Annotated in this window: 13 protein-coding genes, 1 pseudogene and 1 CRISPR repeat array; of the genes and pseudogenes, 3 read left to right on the top strand and 11 right to left on the bottom strand. The window is 37.4% G+C overall.

All coding sequences use genetic code 11. From position 1 onward, the window contains the following. Positions 1 to 62: 62 nt before the first annotated feature. The 5 genes and pseudogenes from HOO91_17565 to HOO91_17545 all read right to left on the bottom strand — a co-directional run bounded on the left by HOO91_17565 (position 63) and on the right by HOO91_17545 (position 7,311). On the bottom strand, positions 63 to 410 hold the full coding sequence (locus tag HOO91_17565) for a hypothetical protein (GenBank protein ID NOU19367.1): 348 nt from the start codon (positions 408 to 410) through the stop codon (positions 63 to 65). Between the two features lie 45 nt (positions 411 to 455). Then, positions 456 to 4,515: direct repeats of the CRISPR family, unit length 33 nt; unit sequence TTCAGATTGTATCTTTGAAATATTGGTCACAGC. 177 nt (positions 4,516 to 4,692) lie between these two features. Then, the gene (gene cas2, locus HOO91_17560) at positions 4,693 to 5,034 is read right to left on the bottom strand and encodes a CRISPR-associated endonuclease Cas2 (protein NOU19366.1); all 342 of its coding nucleotides are present in this window, start codon (positions 5,032 to 5,034) and stop codon (positions 4,693 to 4,695) included. Between the two features lie 54 nt (positions 5,035 to 5,088). Next, entirely contained in the window at positions 5,089 to 5,994 is a 906-nt protein-coding gene (gene cas1, locus HOO91_17555) for a type II CRISPR-associated endonuclease Cas1 (GenBank protein ID NOU19365.1), read from the bottom strand. Between the two features lie 438 nt (positions 5,995 to 6,432). Continuing rightward, positions 6,433 to 6,948, bottom strand: a pseudogene (locus HOO91_17550) (hypothetical protein). Between the two features lie 162 nt (positions 6,949 to 7,110). Continuing rightward, complete coding sequence (locus tag HOO91_17545) at positions 7,111 to 7,311, bottom strand: hypothetical protein (protein ID NOU19364.1); 201 nt, start codon at positions 7,309 to 7,311, stop codon at positions 7,111 to 7,113. A gap of 151 nt (positions 7,312 to 7,462) precedes the next feature. Between HOO91_17545 and HOO91_17540 the strand changes: the two genes are divergently transcribed. After that, positions 7,463 to 7,783 carry a hypothetical protein gene (locus HOO91_17540; GenBank protein NOU19363.1) on the top strand — a complete coding sequence of 107 codons (321 nt, stop codon included), beginning with the start codon at positions 7,463 to 7,465 and terminating at the stop codon, positions 7,781 to 7,783. On the opposite strand, the gene HOO91_17535 is transcribed toward HOO91_17540, so the two are convergent. The 4 genes from HOO91_17535 to HOO91_17520 form a co-directional block, all read right to left on the bottom strand. Further along, positions 7,776 to 8,255, bottom strand: coding sequence for a hypothetical protein (locus tag HOO91_17535; protein ID NOU19362.1), 480 nt, complete (start codon positions 8,253 to 8,255; stop codon positions 7,776 to 7,778). The genes HOO91_17540 and HOO91_17535 overlap by 8 nt on opposite strands. Positions 8,256 to 8,537: 282 nt before the next feature. Further along, the gene (locus tag HOO91_17530) at positions 8,538 to 13,145 is read right to left on the bottom strand and encodes a type II CRISPR RNA-guided endonuclease Cas9 (protein NOU19361.1); all 4,608 of its coding nucleotides are present in this window, start codon (positions 13,143 to 13,145) and stop codon (positions 8,538 to 8,540) included. A gap of 1,232 nt (positions 13,146 to 14,377) precedes the next feature. Next, positions 14,378 to 15,361 carry a hypothetical protein gene (locus HOO91_17525; GenBank protein NOU19360.1) on the bottom strand — a complete coding sequence of 328 codons (984 nt, stop codon included), beginning with the start codon at positions 15,359 to 15,361 and terminating at the stop codon, positions 14,378 to 14,380. 285 nt (positions 15,362 to 15,646) lie between these two features. Continuing rightward, positions 15,647 to 17,008 carry a hypothetical protein gene (locus tag HOO91_17520; GenBank protein ID NOU19359.1) on the bottom strand — a complete coding sequence of 454 codons (1,362 nt, stop codon included), beginning with the start codon at positions 17,006 to 17,008 and terminating at the stop codon, positions 15,647 to 15,649. Between the two features lie 592 nt (positions 17,009 to 17,600). On the opposite strand from HOO91_17520, the gene HOO91_17515 reads away from it, so the two are divergent. Both HOO91_17515 and HOO91_17510 read left to right on the top strand, forming a co-directional pair. Continuing rightward, complete coding sequence (locus HOO91_17515; GenBank protein ID NOU19358.1) at positions 17,601 to 19,814, top strand: copper-translocating P-type ATPase; 2,214 nt, start codon at positions 17,601 to 17,603, stop codon at positions 19,812 to 19,814. A gap of 313 nt (positions 19,815 to 20,127) precedes the next feature. After that, positions 20,128 to 21,498, top strand: coding sequence for a caspase family protein (locus HOO91_17510; protein ID NOU19357.1), 1,371 nt, complete (start codon positions 20,128 to 20,130; stop codon positions 21,496 to 21,498). Positions 21,499 to 22,212: 714 nt separating this feature from the next. Here the strand turns inward: HOO91_17510 and idi are convergent. Further along, positions 22,213 to 22,743, bottom strand: coding sequence for an isopentenyl-diphosphate Delta-isomerase (gene idi / locus HOO91_17505; GenBank protein NOU19356.1), 531 nt, complete (start codon positions 22,741 to 22,743; stop codon positions 22,213 to 22,215). Between the two features lie 162 nt (positions 22,744 to 22,905). Continuing rightward, positions 22,906 to 23,751, bottom strand: a complete 846-nt coding sequence (locus tag HOO91_17500; protein NOU19355.1) for a pirin family protein — start codon at positions 23,749 to 23,751, stop codon at positions 22,906 to 22,908. Positions 23,752 to 23,949: the final 198 nt, after the last annotated feature.

The raw sequence follows: 23,949 nt of genomic DNA, 5'->3' as shown, positions 1-23,949 counted from the left end.
TCCTCTGCCCCACCTTAAAAAAGGAGGAGAATTGCATTGTACAATCAATTTTTGGTGTTGCATCATTTCCTGATGAGGTTGTAATGCAGATTATCATATTTTGCGATAATTGTATCGCATTTTGCGATTAGCCGATAACACCTTAGAGTCAAATTATTTAAACTACCCCATTCATCGTAGATTGCTTTCAGCGAACTCGCAAAACTTGTCCCGATGCTTTTTATCGGGAAAACGCTCGGTTCAGATTGTATCTTTGAAATATTGGTCACAGCAATTGGGATATCAATAGTGTCTCTGGTTGTGTTGTGAATTGCTTTGGCTACGCCGAACTCGCAAAGTACGCTCGGTTCAGATTGTATCTTTGAAATATTGGTCACAGCCCATTTATGACAATATTCATAAGAAGCCATGTTGTGAATTGCTTTGGCTGCGCCGAACTCACAAAGAACGCTCGGTTCAGATTGTATCTTTGAAATATTGGTCACAGCAATTTCCATAAAGATACAACAATTTTCCATGTTGTGAATTGCTTTCAGATTGTATCTTTGAAATATTGGTCACAGCTGTTGCGGCTCAAGAATGTTCTGGTTTGATGTTGTGAATTGCTTTCAGATTGTATCTTTGAAATATTGGTCACAGCGCACTGGAAATAATCCAGCATCAGCTATTTGTTGTGAATTGCTTTCAGATTGTATCTTTGAAATATTGGTCACAGCGAGGTTGGAATTATAGGCGTAGGGGTTGATGTTGTGAATTGCTTTCAGATTGTATCTTTGAAATATTGGTCACAGCACAAGTGAGATTTTTAGCAATTGCCAATGGGTTGTGAATTGCTTTCAGATTGTATCTTTGAAATATTGGTCACAGCTTGTGGCTCGCATTTAGCTTAGTGTCGGTTGTTGTGAATTGCTTTCAGATTGTATCTTTGAAATATTGGTCACAGCACGCTTCTTTAGGCTTAAATAAGGAGGATAGTTGTGAATTGCTTTCAGATTGTATCTTTGAAATATTGGTCACAGCTAATAGCCCTATCATGAACTCCGATTGCAGGTTGTGAATTGCTTTCAGATTGTATCTTTGAAATATTGGTCACAGCTCCAACCCCGATAATACCCACTTCATCACCGTTGTGAATTGCTTTCAGATTGTATCTTTGAAATATTGGTCACAGCTTTTGCTTTTAAAGGGCTTATGTTTGCATCGTTGTGAATTGCTTTCAGATTGTATCTTTGAAATATTGGTCACAGCGTGTCCCATTTCATGCAGATATATATCAGCGTTGTGAATTGCTTTCAGATTGTATCTTTGAAATATTGGTCACAGCTGTAAATGCTGATATTGAATACATTAAAACGTTGTGAATTGCTTTCAGATTGTATCTTTGAAATATTGGTCACAGCAAAACTTTTGACATAAAGAACGGTCAAAAGTTGTGAATTGCTTTCAGATTGTATCTTTGAAATATTGGTCACAGCACCCAACACGGCCCAAGCAACTACACCTCCGTTGTGAATTGCTTTCAGATTGTATCTTTGAAATATTGGTCACAGCCAAATAGTAAATCTCCCGATGACACACCAAGTTGTGAATTGCTTTCAGATTGTATCTTTGAAATATTGGTCACAGCTCATTACTAATTGCTTGCAATGTTTTATCAGTTGTGAATTGCTTTCAGATTGTATCTTTGAAATATTGGTCACAGCAAGAACAGACAGGACAACTCCAGACGGAAGGTTGTGAATTGCTTTCAGATTGTATCTTTGAAATATTGGTCACAGCTGTTTTGTGGTGGCAAACTAATACTAATTCGTTGTGAATTGCTTTCAGATTGTATCTTTGAAATATTGGTCACAGCAATATCATTTGTGTACATATTAGTTGTACTGTTGTGAATTGCTTTCAGATTGTATCTTTGAAATATTGGTCACAGCAATATCATTTGTGTACATATTAGTTGTACTGTTGTGAATTGCTTTCAGATTGTATCTTTGAAATATTGGTCACAGCCATAGCAACTTGACCAACCTCAAGCCCTGAGTTGTGAATTGCTTTCAGATTGTATCTTTGAAATATTGGTCACAGCCTCCACATTTTCCTATCATGAGCCATACTAGTTGTGAATTGCTTTCAGATTGTATCTTTGAAATATTGGTCACAGCGTAAAGTTTTTGTTCCATACTCTCCTATCGGTTGTGAATTGCTTTCAGATTGTATCTTTGAAATATTGGTCACAGCTGTTTGGTGTTAATACCAACGATGGATTATGTTGTGAATTGCTTTCAGATTGTATCTTTGAAATATTGGTCACAGCCGATATGAGCAAAATCTGGTGTTATCCAATGTTGTGAATTGCTTTCAGATTGTATCTTTGAAATATTGGTCACAGCTATACCAGATGACAAGTGTCATCTAGCACTGTTGTGAATTGCTTTCAGATTGTATCTTTGAAATATTGGTCACAGCATGTATTGGTGTGGTTGGTGCATCGGAGATGTTGTGAATTGCTTTCAGATTGTATCTTTGAAATATTGGTCACAGCACATTTTCTGCAAATATCTCTTCACCGGTACGTTGTGAATTGCTTTCAGATTGTATCTTTGAAATATTGGTCACAGCAATTGCATTAGATAGCCTACATACTATCATGTTGTGAATTGCTTTCAGATTGTATCTTTGAAATATTGGTCACAGCGAATTTTCAAATTTTTTAAATAGTTTATTTGTTGTGAATTGCTTTCAGATTGTATCTTTGAAATATTGGTCACAGCTTGTTTTAAAAAATGGTAAAACTAAACCGAGTTGTGAATTGCTTTCAGATTGTATCTTTGAAATATTGGTCACAGCAACGAAGAAATTGTTAGTATAGACGAATTTGTTGTGAATTGCTTTCAGATTGTATCTTTGAAATATTGGTCACAGCTTGGTATCCTAATTTAGTAGTAAAAAGATAGTTGTGAATTGCTTTCAGATTGTATCTTTGAAATATTGGTCACAGCGGGGCTTGGATTAAAAAGCACCCTGTGTACGTTGTGAATTGCTTTCAGATTGTATCTTTGAAATATTGGTCACAGCAAATAATTGATCGGAGCAAGGAGCTTTTTAGTTGTGAATTGCTTTCAGATTGTATCTTTGAAATATTGGTCACAGCGGTACTTTTCAAGTTGTTTTGCGCACCCCAGTTGTGAATTGCTTTCAGATTGTATCTTTGAAATATTGGTCACAGCAATTATTCTTCAAACCCTCAGCGTTTTGTTGTTGTGAATTGCTTTCAGATTGTATCTTTGAAATATTGGTCACAGCATTATTTAATATTTATATTGCAAATATATAGTTGTGAATTGCTTTCAGATTGTATCTTTGAAATATTGGTCACAGCACCTCGACATCGTTGGGTTTGATTATGAGGGTTGTGAATTGCTTTCAGATTGTATCTTTGAAATATTGGTCACAGCATGGGAGGTTGACGAAATTGGGCATATATAGTTGTGAATTGCTTTCAGATTGTATCTTTGAAATATTGGTCACAGCAAACTACTAATGATGGAGATGCGGGCAATAGTTGTGAATTGCTTTCAGATTGTATCTTTGAAATATTGGTCACAGCAGCCTTGATGGGCAGGATCAGACCGAAGCAGTTGTGAATTGCTTTCAGATTGTATCTTTGAAATATTGGTCACAGCAATTTATTCTTTGGTGTTTATGCGGGTTCAGTTGTGAATTGCTTTCAGATTGTATCTTTGAAATATTGGTCACAGCTTCTCTCCCTCTTCCCCCCTCCTCCTTCTCGTTGTGAATTGCTTTCAGATTGTATCTTTGAAATATTGGTCACAGCTCTTTCTTTAATTTAACTTTATCGCCAACAGTTGTGAATTGCTTTCAGATTGTATCTTTGAAATATTGGTCACAGCAATCGTAGCGGAGGTTATTGATCCATGCGCGTTGTGAATTGCTTTCAGATTGTATCTTTGAAATATTGGTCACAGCCGTTAGTATTTTCACGCTCAAATCTACTAAGTTGTGAATTGCTTTCAGATTGTATCTTTGAAATATTGGTCACAGCGATCAGATTGCAACAATCGTAACGCTCTCCGTTGTGAATTGCTTTCAGATTGTATCTTTGAAATATTGGTCACAGCGTTAGTGCAGGGCTATACTTCAACCAGCTGGTTGTGAATTGCTTTCAGATTGTATCTTTGAAATATTGGTCACAGCATTTTATTGGTGATAAACCTCCTTCATCGTGTTGTGAATTGCTTTCAGATTGTATCTTTGAAATATTGGTCACAGCCCAGTAGCTGGGGTACCATCAACTAACGTTGTTGTGAATTGCTTTCAGATTGTATCTTTGAAATATTGGTCACAGCCTTCCTTCTCCCTCCTCCTCCCTTCTTCCGTTGTGAATTGCTTTCAGATTGTATCTTTGAAATATTGGTCACAGCCAAAAGATACATGATGCATTGCATCCATGAGTTGTGAATTGCTTTCAGATTGTATCTTTGAAATATTGGTCACAGCATAGGTAGGTTTTTATAGCTGACCAATAGCTGGTTATACCAATTTTTCGATTAAAAAAAAGTGACCAAAAGGAGATCCACGGGAATCAAAACCCGTGGATTTTTTGTTTCTATTCAAAAAAAGATACCTCAAACTATAAACACTGTCAGGTTCTGCGAACTCTGACAGGTTAAATCACTAAAATAGTTCCAATTGCTGCGGTTCGGGCTGAGCCGCTATGGGTTTGGTGGAGTGAAAAAGTTCCATTGTACCAAACTGCTTATCGGTTATACATAGAATCCCTACATACCCCTGCGGGGGTAACAGCTTTTTTACCCTTTTTATATGCACATCGGCATTCTCACGGCTCGGGCAGCACCGTGTATAAATGGAAAATTGGAACATGGTAAAGCCATCCTTTATCAGCTCCTTACGGAAACGGGAGTAATTCTTACGCTCCTTCTTGGTTTCCGTGGGCAAATCGAAGAGCACTAGAACCCACATAACACGGTATTGATTTAGTCTGTCTACGGTGGTCATTCGATAGTTTTTTTTAACCCAGACAGGGTTCAGAACCCTGTTAGGATTGAAAATCTAAATAAACTCAGGGAGTAAGAGCTTCCGGCTTACCCCCTCAAAGCAATCGTACAGCGATGCGGTGGTTCGCTGTGTAGCCAGCATCAGCGGGCTCTTTTGCCCATCAATCAGCACATCAATTGCGGGTAGCACAAGCAAACGTGCCTTGATTTCCTTTGTTAGTACCGAGCAATCCTTAGTATCGTTCACAATTTCAAGCACCAGCTTATCAACAAACGGGCGGTACGATTCCATCATATCATCGGCTAAGCAAAAGGCGTTATACTTATTATGATGATGTATACCCAGCGTTGGAAGCAAACCCGAGGCAACCAAACTTCGGGCAACAATGGCACGTAACACTGCATAGCCGTAGTTAAGGAGATTATTGGGTTCCTCCTCGTATCGCCCCCTTATAAATGCATCATCCGTTAAACCATCAAAAAGATTTTTCCAGTAGTATGCCGCAGCACGCCCCTCGTAGTTATCGGGATCACCACTCCGAACGTTCGCCTCAAAGTAGCGCATGGGCTCAACATCAATTCCTCTTGCTTGCAGTAGCCACCTTTGGTTAGCAATCTTCGCCTGAACCGTTTGCTGCCATAGCTGCTTTTTAAGCGGAACGCTAGCCTCCATCTGATCCTTGAATCGTTCGCTTTGCAGCGTGTTACCCTCAAGGGGGAGTAGCAGCCCGTAAGGCATGTGCTTCTCGTTGCACGTAATTACGGCGGTATTATTGGCAAGTAAGGAGTTTAGCAGCTGATGTGTTATGGTAATTTGATACGAATCCAAAAGCACCACCCCGATATCTTCTACGGGAGCTGTCATCTGCTTTTTTTCGTTGCCAGTGATATCGGCAACCAGCTGCTGGTCGCGCAGGCTAAGGTATGCTGGGTTTCCAAAAAGGAGGGTACGTTTTATCATAGGGGATTTATATTTGTTTGCATGATAAGTTACAAATTAAAAGGTATATCCTCCAAATAGATGAATCCAAATGATTGGTTAACAACAAATAATACCAAATGCTTTTATAAAACAGTCCAAAGGTCTTGTTATAAAACGGCATTGGTTAATGCCGATCGACAATAAATATAGTCCGCTTCTTGGACTATAATATATTGCGAATCGGTATAAATGATGATCTAACCCTGTTAGGGTTTAAAACCCTAACAGGGTTGTGCTTCAGGTTTACTCCACAATAAGGTGATTGATGTAATCCGTATCAATGGGCTGAATATGGGCATATATAAAATTGTTTCGGTTATCGAACCAATCCAGCACCTCCTTGCGCTTAACCCTTGTGGTTTTTTCTGATATCACCGATCCGTACGATGACCAAGGGTAATCCTTAAAATCATTGGTAAAACCATGGTGTACCGGGTTTTGGTGGATATACATCACTAGGTTTCGGAAGTACCTGTCGGAATTGATGGGGATACGATGAAAGTTCTTCTCAAAAAGACTGCCTGTCCTTCCAATTTTTAGATTAAGGTATTTTGTATAGGAATTAAAAAGATGACCAAACATCCTGTGGGGTATTGGTTTCTTCATACCCATAACTCTTCCAGGTCCTTCGGACTCTGGACGGTTGTGAGAGGTTTTCCATTTTAACCTTCCAGAGTCGCCAGACCTGGAAGAGTTAAAATCAGCAAGAAAACCAATATCCCCCTCCTCCTTTATTCTCACCAGCAAATGAAAATGATTCCCCATCAAGCACCAAGCGTAGGTATCGGCAATGGGTTCGACATATTTCTCGTAAAGACGAAGAAAGTGGTAGTAGTTATCAGGGGTGTGGAATAATGTTGTTCCATTATTCCCACGATTATAAATATGATAGAAACCACCATATTCTAATTCTATCTCCCTCGTTTTTTTCATATTATACTCCTTATAAACCTAACCTTCCAGAGTTCGTAGAACCTGGAAGAGTTTTTAAATCACAACCTTCCAGAGTTCGTAGAACCTGGAAGAGTTTAATCAATTATCCCGTATTAACGCTTCCAGATCCTGCGGATTCTGGAAGGTTATCCTAACCAATTATCAAGAAATCGCCTCGTAGGCAAAACATTTAAACTCCTTATCGTTCCGCTGATCGTAACGGTTCATCTGGCAGAGCAGGTTCTCGTCCCAATCCTCAACCCCATTACTTTTGCACGAAAGGCAAAGCTGCGGTTTAGGGATCAAATTGGGGTTAATCTTATTGCCATTATCATCGTAAAAGCCGTTAATTTCTTCGTTCATGGGTAAAGTATTTTGAAATTATTATTTGGGGGCATAACCCTGACAGGGTTCAAAACCCTGTCAGGGTTATACATTGCCAGATTTTGATCTAGTTTCATTATCTTATTTTAGCATCAAAATGGCACACCCTACATTTTAGGATAAACTGCTTGTGAAATCATTAAGTCACCCTACTGTTTCGGTAGGATTGTTTATCAAAAAGATAGGCTCTCTTGCCATTTCGATAGGATTGCTTATTAAAACGATAGGCTCTCTTGTCATTTTGATGCGATTGCTTACCCAAACGATAAGCGGTCTTGTTAATTCGATAAGCGAACGGGTCAAAAAGATAAGCGGTCTTATCGTTTCGGTAAGGCCGCTTATTAAAATGATAGGATTGCTTGGTATTGAGGTGGAGGGGGGTACTTGCGAAGTACCCCCTCCCACTTTTCAAGTACCCCATCACTCAATCCGTAAAGCACGGTCTAGCTGACTTTTACCTCTTTAGCGGTCTTGGAGTTGGACATGCTTTCGAACGCCGTTTTCAGGTCGTCCAGAATGGCCTTGGTGCCAGGAACGTTCATCTTGGCTGCCTGTTTAACCGAATTGTAAATTGAGAGGGCTGCCACGTAAGCATCGGAACCAGCAGCAATGCGGGTATCGTTAATCATATCGGACAGCCTGTCAACCTCCTTGGCAATATTCTGGAGGTTATTGAACAGCTTGAGATCGCGCTCCAGCTCATCGATATCGGTATAAGGGGGTAGTATTTTAGACTCTTTACGTGCATAGAAGAGGCACTTGTTTACAAATGGAGCACGGGAATCCTCCAGCTTGGGCATGGACTGCTTAACGGCAGGGCTTAGCTTAAGTATAAAAGGCAGTTTGGATTGAATGTCGACCAAATCGGCGGTCACTTTGTCAATTACCTCTTGGGTAATTTCTGCTGAAATGTAGTTACTCATAACATTTACTTTTTTAGATGTTAGTTAATAAAATAATAAAGGCGTAAAACAAAAGCAGAGAAGGCAATAGCCTTTCCTAATACTAAATTAAATAATATTTGGGATACTGACAAAAAAAGGAAGATTTTTTTATAAAAAACCTTGAAGCCTATGGTAGATGAACTTAACCCTTTTGTAGAAAACCCTGACAGAGTTTAAAACTCTGTCAGGGTTGGTTAACCAACGAACCCTCGATAGGGTTCAAAACCCTGTTGGGGTTAGATATTCTTAATAACCGTTGAATTATAAAATTGGTTTCCCGTTGACTTCGGTAATATTGCCAAGGCGGTCGACTTTGAGTTTCCAACAAAATTCTTTTATCATTGTACCCTCAATAGATTTCTCCATTTTATTTAAAGCAGAAAATTCCACTTTGTTAACAATAGAGTTTGCAATATTATTTCTGATAAAAAAACATTGATTTCCAGAGCAACTAACCATTTTATAAACTTTACTTACCTGCTCTTCTTGCAATTTTGAAAAATTTACCAAATGAGGATTCTCTTGCTCCTCTTCATTTGGAACATAGACCAAATCATTGGGAGAAAGATAAAATAATAGTTTATCACCTTTCTCATTCAATTCGGGTACTGGCATAAAACCTTGTTTCTGCAATTCAATAACATGATTTAATTGAATAGATTCATAATTTCGTTTACTTGATTTATCTTGATATACAGCAAAAAACAGGTTTGTCCCTTTAGCAGCTTCAACAAATTTATCTCTTTTATTACCAGTAACACCTACATTAAACTTATTCCCTTTGGGTTCAAATGTTCGAACCTTGAGTATTGGTTGGTGGGATTTATTATTGTTGAGTTTTACAATATTTGCATTCAAATCATCCAAGCCATCAGCAGAAAAAGCCAGTGTTTCAGGCAGTATCGATTTTCCACTCTCATCTAATTGATTTTGATATTTCTCCTGATTCAAGTGATTTAACATTATCTTTTGAATACCTGTATCGGTAATATTACCAATTTTTTCACCATTAAAACTTTCGTCAACTTTCACTCTTGATGCTACATTTCCATTATCCAAGTAGTAGATTTCGACTCTCGAAATGTCCTTATCGTTCCATTTATACTCAATGTCTTTAAAAAATTTGACAATTTTCTTTTTATCATTGTTCTGTACTAATAGCTCTTTTACTTTTGCTCTTAAGGATTTATCAACTATCATTTCTACGCTATCAATTGCAACCGTAAGTTGAACCATTTTTTTAAACCGCAGAGTAACGCTACCTGAAACGGTATCCTTGTGCATAGGTTTTCGAATTGCCCAACTATCTCCTTTGATTTGCTTTTCAAGAACTTTTTTACCGTCAACAAACTTTTGATAATGGTTCACACTTTTATTAATTACCCTTAAGTTTTGTTTGAAACTAACCACAATACCCTCTAGTACAGATTGAGCATCTTGAGTAAATGTTTTCCAGGGCTTGTGAAACTCTTTGGCTACTTTAATTTTCTTTCTGATTTTCTGGCCATTTTCAATCCTATCAACTTCAATTTCCTCAATTCTTCGGAGCATATTGCGTAACTCAAAGCGAGTTTTATCCTCTTTTTGCCTTGCGTGTTCATTGTTCAGATAGTTAATATGATTCCGTGTAGCACAGGCAATAACCAACGCATCCATTGCATGATGTCTATGGTCAATCCTCTTTTTCACAAAACCTTTTTGCAATTCCAATGGCACCTGTGTTTGAAAAACTTGTTTCCCCTCCTTACTGGTCCATTGACCAAAATTATTACTACCAGTAAGTTTATTTAACCGCTCGAAACGAGGTGTTATGACATTATTCCAAACATCATTTAATCCCCAATCCTGTTTTAGTATTGATGTAATATTACCATTGCTTGATAATACATTTTTTGAAGTACTCTCCAGTTCATCTTCTGTTCGAACGATGTTTGACAACAGCCCCTTAACCACCTTGCTGATGTAGCGACTATCATTTAATTGTCGGTTAATAAAAGTTTCAGGAATATCCTCCATTAACAGTTTCTTCATTTTACCCCTACTAGTTGAGAAACTTCGCTTAACATGTTCCTCATAGGCAGCGAGTGTAAAAAGGGTAACCTCTTTACCATAGCTCAATTCAATTTTTTTACCACTATTATTTTTAATGTACTCGTAAGCCAAACTATTGTCTTTATCCTTATTTACTTCAGCCTCGCATATAACCTTATTGCTTAAGGAGTCATCAAAATAGCGGGATTGAGGTATTATATGTTCTATTTGATATGCTGTTGTGAAAAGTTTAGATAAAGGTATCATTTCACCAGTGTATGGGGAACAGTACCTCTGTGCTAACCAGAGTTTATATCGCTCAATTTCGACTTTTGAGGGTTGTGACTTTTTTGATATTTTCAGGATATCTTCAGGAATATCAGTTTCAGCATTCAAAACGCCTTCCTCGTATAATTTGAGTATTTCCTGCTGGTTTGGAGAGTAAGGGCGAACATTTTCAATATTCCCGTCATTAAATAACTCAACAAGCATTGCTTTAATCCTCAAATTTGTATTCTCATTCTCAGACATCTGATTAGTCATTGTTTTGCGCTTATCGGCAGGATTTTTCATTTCACGCCCCAACTCAATATGAATCTCCTTGAAAAAATTCTTCTCACTATTGCCATAATGCTTCCAAATATCCTTTACAACCCTCAACGTTTCGGTTATTACCTGCTCAACAATAGGATTTCGAAGTGAATGCTGCTTAAATTCTTCTCGTAGGTATTGCTCAATATCGGCAGGGGTTTCCCAATTTCTGATTTCACCAGATTCCGAGTGCCTGCCATAAACTGCATAGCAAGCCTGATAGGTATTTAATCCGCTATAATGATTATTACACTTTACAAAACTTTTTAAAATTTGTTTTGGAATATCATCATCGGCTATTGAATCAATCTTACTTTCAATATAATCTACAGATTTCAATCGCTCAACAATTAATTCTATTCTGCTTTTAATTTCAAATGGTATTGATTCTTCATTCCAATACTTTCCCATACGCATTAACGATAACAATTTCTTGATTGCTTTTGAGGAGTATGAGCCATACTCCTTTTCAATCCGAGGGAATTTCTTGAAACCTTCAACAAAATCTTCGTTCAATCCATGCTTTACTGCAAAGGTCTTTAGAGCTTTCTCAATGTCCTTTTTATCTTCCACCGAATAAAGGATATGCCATAGCGACTCTTCAACCTCTTTAGTCAAGAAATCATCAGGAAGGTTTTCAACTTTTGCCAAACGGGAGGCTATTTGAAAATGGGTTTCGTTGCATGGATAACTTTTTTTATTCTCCTTATCATCAATATAATTCCATCGATGTGTTTCAATCTTTAATTTGAAATATTTCAAGAAAGCCTTTTGATCAATTTCTTTTCTACCATTAAGCCAATCAAATAGATTAACCCAATCATCATCGGTTTTTAAAAATTCGTTGGTAATGTTAACATCGGTTTCAATTTTACCATTTACCACTTTTTCTCGGACGTATATTTTCAGATTGTGAATGAACTGCCACAATCTAAATTCTTGAAATAAAGAATGCGACTTGGCAATACATTTTAGGGGTTCTACCTCTTTTTTCCCATCTTTAATAAAAGTTCTCGTCTCATACTGACAATTACTGATTAAAGATTTCTTGGTTTTTAATGGTCGCTGATAGAAAATAATATCATTCAAAAAGAGATGTGTGAAATCTTTACCTCTAATACTATTTTTATGTGCATCGTTAAATTCGTATAGTTCTTCTAAACAAGCAGAATAAAGGGTAGAATCGTTCAATTCTGAATGAAACTCTTTTTGTTTCTCAAGAATTTGCCTTAACTCCTCTTTATAAAACTTGCGTTCAATTGTTCTTACCAATTTCCCTTTTATTTTCTGAGTGGGATTTAAAAGCATTGTTTCATAAATGTATGAGCCAACAGTTTTATGGCTCTTGTCGATGTCCGCTTCAGTTTTTTTCTTGATTAATGTCCAATCGTCCTCCAATGGTGCTCTGAATGAACGTTTCTCTTTCCCTTCTTTATCTGTTTTTACATTTCCATTTTCGTCAATATCGGTTGTTACAATAAAATCTTTAATCTTCCCCTTCCAATCTAGAGGTGTTTTACTTGTTCGTCTATAAATCCATCCATTCTCCAAAACCACATTATACCAAATATCATTGTTTCCTTTTTTATCTCCACTATCAATAACATCAATGACTTTAAGCGAATAAAACTCAACCGTTTTATTTTGCTGTTCTTCTTCATCTTCTCCACGCAACTGATAATACCCTCGCTTTTGATTGAAATTCAAAAGAAGCCAACCCAACTCTTCTTTTTCAATCCTAGAGGTCAAAGCCTTTTTACGTAAATAATATATCGTCCAATCGTAAGGGATCTTTTTGTTTTTCTCTAATAAACGGGGTTGATTCTTTCTAAAATCAGCCATCATTTCATTAAAGGATTCTTGAAAGATAAATTCAACCCTATTGGTTATTGGGTTTATTCGATAAACCAATTTTGGTTCAGAATCATCTATAAATTGCCCTAAATTCTTTTCGAAATCAATAGATTCTGCATAATGCCTAGGAAGAAAGCCCATAATATTCAATACTCTGTGCAATCGTTCACGGCGCAGCAAATGCCTTTCACGTAATCGGCGTACTCCTCTAAAACCTGTCCTTTCTGCTGTTTGTGAAACGGAATTACCCCTATCAAATTCGCCTAGGATATCTTGACTCATAGGTATAATTCTACTACCCATTCCTATAATTTCTTTTTTCGCTTCGTTTTCGCTAATCAACGCCCACCCAATTGAGTTAGTTCCCAGATCAAGTCCTAAAATCTTTTTCATATTATATTGACTTTAAATTTTTATGTCTATATTTGTTCTACAATCTAAAAGCAATTCACAATAAGGATTATTCCGTTGTGAAAACATTTAAGCCGCCCTCGTCTTACAATACGGGGGTATTTTTTTGCTTAAATATTTCATGAATACCATATTAAAACCTATTTAAAGCATGAATAAAACATTTACGGCGGCGCAAGTCGCCTTTTTTTGTTTAAATAATCGTTTATAAAAGTATAAAATATTTTGGCTGACTACCAATGGGTTTCCTAGATTTATTTTCATAGTTACCATTTTAGACTCCGGCAGGTTCTTCGAACGCTGCCGGGTCTTCCGTAATTCGTCAGTTCACAACCTGCCAGAGTTCGGAGAAGCTGGCAGCGTTTATATAAAATTCACCTACAACTTTGCCAAAATCATACAAACTCTAACAGGGTTTTGAACCCTGTCAGTGTTAAACTTAAAAATACGTATTATTTAATTTTAAATTTCATATGCAGTATTATCACAATTTGCAATAATAATATCGCACTTTGCGATTAATTGATAACACCTTGGAGTCAAACCATTAAAATTATCACTCCTACTCTCCTCAAAAAAGAAAAGAAACCACCGTACCACTCTGTTATAGCCACTTTTCAAGGGGCTGGAGTTTATACGCTCCGTCGAATCCGTGCTTCTCTAGCTTAAATTTTATTGCCAATTACTGTATGTATCGCTCTTAACTCTAGCATGGATTAACTTTGCTGAGCGCACTTTGGTTGGTTACAACCGAGTGTACTTTACGAGTTCAGCGTAGCTAAATCTGCGCTAGTGAGATTCACATTATACAATCAATTAATGGTATTGCATCATTTACAGATGCCTTACAATGCAAAATTATCACATCTTGCGATATTTACATCACATCCTGCGATTAGATGGTAACATTCTGGAGTCAAACCACTTAAATTACCCCAGCTGGGCGAAGTCTGCGACTTCGTCTTTTTTAAATAGCGGTCTTTGACCGCACTAATTCAAAATAACAAACACCCTGCTTCACAGAATTCATTATACTAATAATATTCAACCACTTTGTGGTTGTTCTTTCGCTCATACCTCACCCCGCTTGCATACGGGGCTATTCACCTTCAATCCCTTCGGGATTAAATACAAAGAGTTCCAATCTCATAAAGAGATAGGAACTCCCCCGATGGAATTTATATTACCTATTGCTTACGCTAACCAAGTACACACTAATTATCCCGTCCCTCCTTCGATTTTTCGAATATCCTAACGTTCGATGAGCTTTCAAGGGCTTTTATGGCAATATCCTTCACGCTATTCTCGGCGCTGGTAGCCTTTTCTGCAAGCTGCTTAATTAGAAGTTCCTGCTCCTTAATTTTATCCTTAAGGGTTGTAATGGTTTGGTCACGCAACTTCTGTTCGCTCTCCGTTTTCTGGGTAGCAAGGTCACGCTCGTGCTTAAACTGGAACTGGAGGCGTTGTTCAAGGTTAGTTTCTGCTAGTTTTACAGCCGATTCGAGCTCTACAGGGAAATTCTTTGCCCGCTTACGTAGTTCGGTTAGCTCCAATTCTATTTCAGCCTTGCTGGCTTCAAACTCTTTAGCTTTACGCTCAAAAGCCTCACTCTTTTCCTGTAGGTCTTTCTCAGCCTTAAGTTTTTTCTCCTCATAGGCATCGGTCTCCTTCTTTCTAGAAATAGCAAGGTTATAGCGATATTCCTCCTCCTCACGCTTGCGTTCACGCTGGGTCTTATCGCTTTGCTCCTTGAATTCACGCTCAAATTCTACCTTTTTGGTCTCAAACAACCTCTGCAATTCGCTCATCTCCTTCTCAAACTCTACCTTTTTAACCTTTTGTGCTTCAATTAGAGCTGCCAACGAATCAACATTCGCCTTAATGGAGTAAAGTTCGTTTAAGTATTTTTCCTGATTGGTAACAGTTTCATTCAACTGGGTTAGCTGTTTAAACCTTTCGAGCAGCTGACTTTCCAGCTTATCAAGCGAAGTTGTAAGATTTATCTTTTGATCGGCTATGCTTTTAACAATCCCCTCGAACGATACATCAGCTGCCACTTTTTGAGGTTTTTCCCGCTCCTTTGTGGATTGTCCGCTTGGCTGATCGTCCTTTTTGCCGTCTTTTATCTGCTTAAGTAAATCATCGTAAGCTGCTAGAATTTCATTCTTAGTGCTTTTGGGGTTAATGGGGGTTTCCATACAATTATTTTTAGGGTTGATTTAAATGTTGTAGGATATGAAAATGTTCACCACGGAGGCACGGAGATCACAGAGTTTTATCTCAATAATTGTTTCACCAGTCACAGAAAAAATAGCCTTGAAACAACTTGGCAAACTGTTTAATGGCATGCAACACCAATACATTTTTTTGAATAATCATCTCTGTGCCTCTCTATGTTCTCTACGTCTCCGTAGTTTTTATCTTTATTGCGTCTATTGCTGAATAGTTACAATGATATCAATTGTTAGCAAATCTACAACCTTTTATATAGATTCCTTCACATAATCAGTCATAAACATCAGTGAAGTAACTTTACCCGGTGGTGTCGCCTCCTGTGGCAGGTAATCCTCAAATAAAAAATCGTACAATGCCCCAATTCGAACGGGATCGGCTTGGGCTAGCGTATGCAATGAGTACAACTTAATAAAATGATACATCTCAACCCAGAATAACGTTTTTCGGTCATCAAAAAAATCACATAATCTCAATTCTTTTTTTAGTAACTCCTCATCGAAAGGCTTACTCTCCGAAACTTCCAGGTAATTCATTATATCGAAAAGTTTATAATCGGGGAATTTAACCCTATACTCCTCTAATCTCTGCTGATAAGTTTCAAAATCTGAATCGTACAACAAGGACAAATCCAGCGCAGCTACAGCAGGCATGTCGGGATAAGCATTCTTTAAAGAGTTGTATAGTATTAAAAAGTTCTCATCACCTACTTTTGCATAAAAAGCATCAATCATTGTACTCTTAAGCCAATCCATATCTTTGATAGTACTGGTTGAGACTCCAAAGAATTCATCGGGAATATCGTTGTAAGACACCACAACATCTAATGTTTCAGTCATATTACTGTATGCCTCATCAACCTTACTGTCGTCAACCAGATGATAAAACATTCGCCTAGAAACTTCCAGAAAGTTCATAAAATCATTGGGTTTAAACTTATTGATTTTTTTTATCCCTTTTTTAAAGGTCTTCTTATCCACCTCGAACTGCTCCTGAGTGTATTCGGCAACCTCTTCTTCGGGTTCATCCTCATCAAGCCCATCAATATTAATCACATGATAGTTCCCTTTGCCAACCAAATAATCGAGCTTTGCGATAATTTTCGAACATTCCTTACTATTCTCTTCGCCTCTAACTACTGCGGGCATTCCATTGTAACCGCACTCCACCTCAACAAGTTCAACGTTTTCATCATCCTCTTCGAGTAAATACTGTGTAGTTTTCAGGAAATCTTTATGAGGGTCAAACCCTATATTAGTAGCAAAATCAACCCCAGCAAAAATTATATTATGAGCTAGCTTGTAATCTATCTTATCAAACTCCATCTCATAGTCACTGTTTGGAGTTACAAATTTATCTCTATACTCATGAATTGGAATATTAAAAGCATACCATGTATCCTTTACGCCTAAACAAAATAAATCGACCTGATAAAACCCTAGCGTAACATTACCATTAACGTGCAATCTGGCAACTATAACATCCGCCATTTTTGATTCCTCCCAGCCCCTGTTTACCAAACACTCGTAGACTGGAAGCGTTCTGGCTCTTTGCCTTATATAATTCTCCGGAGACAATTTTGCTCCCTGCTGATTTTTGTTAAATATAGCCATTTCAAAATATTTTAGGATGTGAAAGTTATTGCAAGATATTTGATAAGATATAAAACAGATAATGAAATTATCAACATATTATCAGCAACTCCCATAAAAAAACTGATTATGCCTCACTCCTACCTTCTTCCCCGCTTTTTGGCATATCAACTACCTGCTCGTGCGGACGTCCTCGTCCGTGCCCGCATTCAGATAATCTTCGTCCATTATAAAATGGCAATCCATCACCCAAAATCATTGTTTTGTCAGCGGGCGGCCTGAAGATATGGCGAGCCTGAGCTAGCCTGTGGGTCGGAGCATCATATCTTCTTGATTTTTGGGTACATTTTTATCAAGAAAAAAGTACAGAGAAAGTTTTATAAAGAGATCGGCACTCTTAACCATCCATAAAACAACACATCTCCATTTCCCCTCCAGTCGAAAAAAGCCCTTATCAACAAACGCCTTTCATCTCACTATATTTTCAGTCACTAATTGTTATCTCAAATTATATCTTCTCCACACGTTGACATATCAGCAAATCAACTTTACTACTCCCCATAAACTTTTCCTACTTTTGGCTGTTATTCTCAATAATAAACATCTTTTAGTAATGACAAAAGTAATTTACCCTGTAACGGGCATGTCGTGTGCTGGTTGCTCGGGCAGCGTTGAATCAATGCTCAAATCACAAGCAGGAGTTACCGATGCAGGAGTTAACCTAGCAAACCATACCGCCTGGGTTGACTTTAACGAAAAACAGATATCACCTGCCAAGCTACAAGAGGTAATTCGCTCAATAGGTTACGATCTAATTATTGATTCCGTTGATACTAATAAATCGGTTAGCGAAGCACGGGAGAAGAACATCCACTCGCTAAAAACGAAAACAATTCTATCATCCATATTCTCCATACCAGTTGTAGTTCTTGGTATGGTTTTCATGAACTGGCAATACTCACCTTGGATATCGATGGTTCTCTCTATCGTTGTTGTCTTCTGGTTTGGACGGACCTTTTATATCAACGCCATTAAGCAGGCAAAGCATTTTAAGGCAAACATGGATGCGCTTGTTGCGCTAAGCACTTTTATTGCCTTTTCATTTAGCCTATTCAACACAATATGGCCTGAATTCTGGCATAATCGTGGTTTACACCCACATGTTTACTACGAGTCGGCAGCAGTAATCATAACCTTCATACTCCTTGGCAAATACTTAGAGGAGAAAGCAAAGGGAAAAACATCATCATCAATCCGTAAGCTAATGGGTCTTCAGCCCACAACTGTAACGCTATTAAAAAACCATGTACTTGTTGAAGTTCCTATCCACGAGGTAGTAGCAAACGATTTGGTAGTTGTAAAGCCAGGCGATAGAATTCCTGTTGATGGCTCTGTGTCCGATGGCTCATCGTTCGTTGATGAAAGCACCATTACTGGTGAACCACTGCCAGTATTTAAATCAGTAGACAACAAAGTTTTTGCAGGTACAATCAACCAAAAAGGAACGCTAACTATTAAGGCGGAGCAGGTTGGTTCGGAGACTATTTTAAGCCATATAATTAAGATGGTTGAGCAAGCGCAAGGAAGTAAAGCACCCGTTCAGCAACTTGCCGATAGAATTGCGGGAATATTTGTTCCAACCGTAATGGGAATTGCGATACTTAGCATGATTATCTGGATTTTATTTGGTGGCGAAAAAGGGGTTATACAAGGAATACTTGCGCTGGTAACCGTTTTGGCTGTTGCCTGCCCTTGCGCCCTTGGACTTGCCACTCCAACGGCCATAATGGTAGGTGTAGGAAAAGGTGCTGAGAACAACATCCTAATAAAGGACGCTGAGAGCCTTGAGATTGCCCATAAAATCAACACCGTTGTACTCGATAAAACAGGGACAATTACCGAGGGAAAACCCGAAGTAGTTGACAAAATATGGATTGAAGGTCTTTCAGATTTTAAAACATATCAGGAGATATTATATTCCATTGAATCATTATCAGAACACCCCCTTGCTGAAGCGGTAGTTAAATATCTAGGATTAAAAACTAACTCACCCCTAAAAACAGCTCACTTCGAAGCATTAACGGGGTTGGGTATTAAGGCACATATTAATGATGAAATCTTTCTGGTTGGAAGCGAAAAATTGATGCTTGACAATGGGATATCTTTTTCGGACTCCATAAAAAACAAGATATTGCAATGGGAGCAGGATTCAAACACAGTAATCTTCTTCTCAGATCAAAAACAGGTTATTGCTGCAATTGTCATTGCAGATGCAATAAAACTAACATCAAAACAAGCCATTTCTAAGCTTAAGGAAATTGGCATTGATGTAATTATGCTCACAGGCGATAACAAATCAACTGCCGCTTCCGTTGCCAGTAAAGTGGGAATTACCCGATTTGAGGCCAGTATGCTCCCATCCGATAAAGGTGAGTATATCAAGAAACTTCAATCGGAAGGTAGGATTGTTGCTATGATTGGCGATGGCATAAACGATTCTCAAGCACTTGCTCAAGCCGATGTAAGTATAGCTATGGGCAAAGGTTCTGATATTGCCATGGAGATTGCAAAAATTACTATTATCACCTCGGATCTTAATCAAATTGCCAAAGCAATTCAGCTTTCAAAACAAACCATGAAAACGATTAAGCAGAATCTTTTCTGGGCTTTTATCTACAACCTTATTGGAATTCCCCTTGCAGCAGGGATACTCTACCCATTCACAGGATTTCAGTTCGACCCAATGATTGCTGGTGCCGCAATGGCTATGAGCTCTGTTTCGGTGGTTTCAAATAGCCTAAGGCTTAGAAAAATTAAACTGAATTAGTTTTTGTCAATCCAATATTTATGATTTCGTTATAGGTATATCCCTGCAAATCTAGTTTTTAACGATATAATACAAATCACAACCTACAGGTTTTCAACTTGATATTCTTACTCTTATCATTTCCGAACTGAAAAAAACTTGAAAAATAAAAAGATAAGGATATAAATTAGCTATTTTTATGGTGCGATTCATCTTTAGCAACCAACGTATGAATCATCCATTTAACTAATTTATTTTTATAGATATGAAGACCTGTTCATTCATTTTAATGTCGATCCTTTTTATAAGTTGTGTAACCCCAAGCCGTTTGGGAATGAACTACAAAGGTCGGCAAATTGTTAGATCGAGTAGCAAAACCATCGACAACCCAAATATCGATTTAACAATCACAGCACTTACAAATCAAGACAAAGCAGATGATATAACGGGATTGAAAAATAGATTTATCAATGCTATTTATAAGAATGAGACACTCAACAACCTTATCCAGAAATACCCTAACCTAAAAATTGATATTGACATTGTACCCTCCGAAAAGATAAAAAGAACATGGATATTTGATGCTGCCTTCTTTTGGCCGTTTACTGGATGGTTTCCTTACACACCTTGGTGGGGATCAACAGACTTAACAGCAAAGTTGGCTATAAATATTCCCAACACTACGATTAGCGATTTTAAGTTTAATTCTAGCGCACCCTTTAGCATTACCCATTATCCATACTACAAAGCCGGAAGGGTACTATCCGAAACGTATTCCGTAGCATACAACAGTTTATTCGATCAAATCAGCCAATTCAACTTTGATGAGTTATTGAAAAAGAGTAATTCCTCACCATCATTGGCATCCAATTATAATGAAAATGGAAAATACACATTCAAATTCAAATCGGATGTAGATAATGACATTCCAGAACTTAAACATAAAAACCAAAATCGGTTTGCGCTAATTATAGGCAATGAAGATTACGCCTCCCAGCAAACCGATATTACAAATGAGGTAAATGTAGATTTTGCCAGAAACGATGCTAGTGCATTTAAGGAATATGCCATAAAGTCGCTAAATATTCCTACCGAAAACATAACATTCCTCCTTGATGCTACAACAGGCAAAATGAAACAAGCCTTGGATAGAATTAGCTTACTGGCTAAAAACAGTTCGGGTAACGCGGAGCTATTCTTCTTCTACGCAGGACACGGCTTACCCGATGAGGTGAACAAAGAACCCTACCTAATACCTGTTGATGTTAGCGGTAATAACGTTAACGATGGGATTAAACTAATGGATGCCTATAAAAAATTAACCGAGTATCCTTGCAAAAGGGTTACTGTATTTCTTGATGCCTGTTTTAGCGGAGGTGCTCGCAAGCAAGGTTTAATTGCTGCAAGGGGAGTAAAAGTAAAACCTAAGGAAGATATACTTAACGGAAATATTGTGGTTTTCACTGCAAGTAGTGGTGAGCAATCATCGCTTGCATATAAAGATAAAGAACATGGGTTGTTTACATACTATTTGCTTAAAAAAATTAAAGAATCAAAAGGTAATTTCACCTATCAAGAATTGTCGGATTATTTAATGGAGCAAATTGGCCTTAAATCAGTATTGATAAACAATAAAGAACAAAATCCACAAACCAACGTAAGCTCCGACATTCAAGACAAATGGCAAAATTGGAAGTTTAATTAGATGTCAGTCCAAAACAAGGGATTACATTGATAAGTTGAAAATTAAAGATATTAACATTGTTGATTTTGCATAAATGCAAAATCAAAAAACCTCTGTGTTCTCTGCGCTTCTCAATATCAATAAACATCATTTGGGCAAACTTGCATCTTATTAAAACAACCATTTTGTTTATATTCAGAACTTTAGACCTCTGTGTTAAAAATTATATCGAATCACATTAATTCGTTTACAAAAACTACAAAACAAAACCAGGATTCTTTCGGGTTGAAAAAATCCTGGTCACTTTTTACGGACAAGCCGCTGAAGTGTCAGACTACTGTTATTTTGGTTGACGGGACTCTTACCCTTGCGGGCAGGTTTTCTTTCGCCCATATTCGGTTTCAATTCGCCTATTACAGCTACTTTTCCCCTCATATCCGCCCTCTGATTAGTTGAACATTCAGATTAGTCCTCTTTCGATTTCTTTTCTTTAGTTCTCAAACGGCTTATGTTGCTTTTTACAGCAGCGTAGTTTCGCTTTTACTTTTCAGCGGCAAACCTTTTATCGCTTGTCTGATGAAACAAATTTACTTTGGAAATCAAGTGATTGCAATGTTTTTTGTTTGTTTATATGCACTTGTTTTAAACAGTGGTTATCAACAATTGTTAACAACGCTGGGAATCAAGATGTTTACTACTATTTAGAAAGAAATATATAATGCTAACTAGATGATATTAACAACCTTTCAGTTTTTCTTCTATGGAATCGAAATAATTTTCGAGTATATTTTTGAACCAGTAAGTATATTTTTCGGGTTTGTTTTTCACCTCTTCCAATACATAATCTTTTGTACGCCAAGCCCATTCACAAACCTCAGTGGGGTTTGGAATTGGGTTTCCATTAAAAAATCCAATGTAGATATGATCGATCTCGTTCTCTATCATACCATCACCAAAATTGACCTGATAGTGGAATGCTAATGTATGCTTTAATTCACTATCAAAGCCCATCTCCTCCTGTAACCTTTCATGAATAATGGATTCCATCTCAAGCCCTTTAGGTAAATGGCTACAGCATGTGTTTGTCCATAAACCCGGTGAATGGTACTTACTAAGTGCTCTGCGCTGCAATAGCATTTCACCTTTGCTATTGAAAATCAAAATCGAAAATGCTCTATGTAATAATCCTTTCTGATGAACTACTGTTTTATTATCATAACCAATAATCTCATCGTTTGGGTTGACTAAAGCGATTAGCTGCGGCATAAGAATGGTAAACTATTGAATCTGCAAATATGATTATTACCTATGAATTTATAAGCTTATTTTTGATAGATTTTACTACTTCTTTTTTACGGTAAATTTTATATCAATTGAGTTAATTTGAATTAACTACAAACTCTTTTAAAACCCGAATCGCATTATAAATTAATTTGCTATTTTAATAAAATTACCATTATAGAACTCTTCAAAAGCCACTTCAAGTTCTTCATCTGTATTCATAACAATTGGTCCTTTCCATGCAATTCTCTCATTCAAGGGCTTTCCTCCCAATAGCAGCAATCTTGCGCCATCAGCACCTGCTTTCATTTCAATCTGCGTGCCCCTTTCAAATAGCGCCAATTCATGTGAACGCACAAAATATTCACGTCCAGGGAATTGAACCTCTCCATCATACACATACGACATACAATTATACTCCTCGTTTACCTCGTATGAGAAAGTAGAATTGGGCCAAATTTTGATATCAAAATATAGTATTTCGGCAAATAAATCTTGAACAGCTCCATGGGTTTTCTTATATCTTCCAGATATTATTTTTAGCATCGACTCAGGCTTTTCAATAATCGGAATATCATTTGTTTTAATCTCACGATACCTTGGGCTTGTCATTTTGTGAGTTTTTGGTAAATTTACCCATAGCTGAAACCCATACATTAAACCATTATGGGCTTTTGGCATTTCTTGGTGTATAATGCCGCTGCCCGCAGTCATCCACTGTACATCACCGGGGCCAATAGTACCAACATTTCCAAGACTATCGCCATGCTCAACTAATCCATCAATCATATAAGTAACCGTTTCGATACCTCTATGCGGATGCCACGGAAAACCTGCAAGATAATCCTCAGGGTAATTGGAACCAAAATGGTCCAGTAGCAGAAATGGATCAGTCTCAATTCTTGTATCGTAACCGAATACCCTTTTAAGTTTAACTCCAGCACCTTCCAGCGTTTGGTGGGCTCGGAGTAATTTTCTTACCTTACAAACCATAACTATTTTTCTCTACAAGTTACTATAATCTAATCTATTATCAATGAACTAGACGTTATAAATTTCACTGCACAAATAAATAATCTTTCTCTCCATACCAGAGCCCAAATCAATAGGTATTACAATAAATCAACTTATTAACAGTTATGTGTTAATTAAAAGAAGTTAATAATTCAATCTTTTAGGTCAATTCTTAGT

This window comes from Bacteroidales bacterium (genome assembly GCA_013141385.1).
Lineage (GTDB): Bacteria > Bacteroidota > Bacteroidia > Bacteroidales > Tenuifilaceae > UBA8529.
Note: the sequence above shows the minus strand (reverse complement) of the source record. Positions and strands in the feature narration are given on the sequence as shown.

What these genes read in the sequence shown, in the direction of transcription:
- HOO91_17565 (NOU19367.1), bottom strand. Translation starts at nt 410, where the DNA reads ATGGCTTCTTATGAATATTGTCATAAATGGGCTGTGACCAATATTTCA.
- cas2 (NOU19366.1), bottom strand. Translation starts at nt 5,034, where the DNA reads ATGACCACCGTAGACAGACTAAATCAATACCGTGTTATGTGGGTTCTA.
- cas1 (NOU19365.1), bottom strand. Translation starts at nt 5,994, where the DNA reads ATGATAAAACGTACCCTCCTTTTTGGAAACCCAGCATACCTTAGCCTG.
- HOO91_17545 (NOU19364.1), bottom strand. Translation starts at nt 7,311, where the DNA reads ATGAACGAAGAAATTAACGGCTTTTACGATGATAATGGCAATAAGATT.
- HOO91_17535 (NOU19362.1), bottom strand. Translation starts at nt 8,255, where the DNA reads ATGAGTAACTACATTTCAGCAGAAATTACCCAAGAGGTAATTGACAAA.
- HOO91_17530 (NOU19361.1), bottom strand. Translation starts at nt 13,145, where the DNA reads ATGAAAAAGATTTTAGGACTTGATCTGGGAACTAACTCAATTGGGTGG.
- HOO91_17525 (NOU19360.1), bottom strand. Translation starts at nt 15,361, where the DNA reads ATGGAAACCCCCATTAACCCCAAAAGCACTAAGAATGAAATTCTAGCA.
- HOO91_17520 (NOU19359.1), bottom strand. Translation starts at nt 17,008, where the DNA reads ATGGCTATATTTAACAAAAATCAGCAGGGAGCAAAATTGTCTCCGGAG.
- HOO91_17515 (NOU19358.1), top strand. Translation starts at nt 17,601, where the DNA reads ATGACAAAAGTAATTTACCCTGTAACGGGCATGTCGTGTGCTGGTTGC.
- HOO91_17510 (NOU19357.1), top strand. Translation starts at nt 20,128, where the DNA reads ATGAACTACAAAGGTCGGCAAATTGTTAGATCGAGTAGCAAAACCATC.
- idi (NOU19356.1), bottom strand. Translation starts at nt 22,743, where the DNA reads ATGCCGCAGCTAATCGCTTTAGTCAACCCAAACGATGAGATTATTGGT.
- HOO91_17500 (NOU19355.1), bottom strand. Translation starts at nt 23,751, where the DNA reads ATGGTTTGTAAGGTAAGAAAATTACTCCGAGCCCACCAAACGCTGGAA.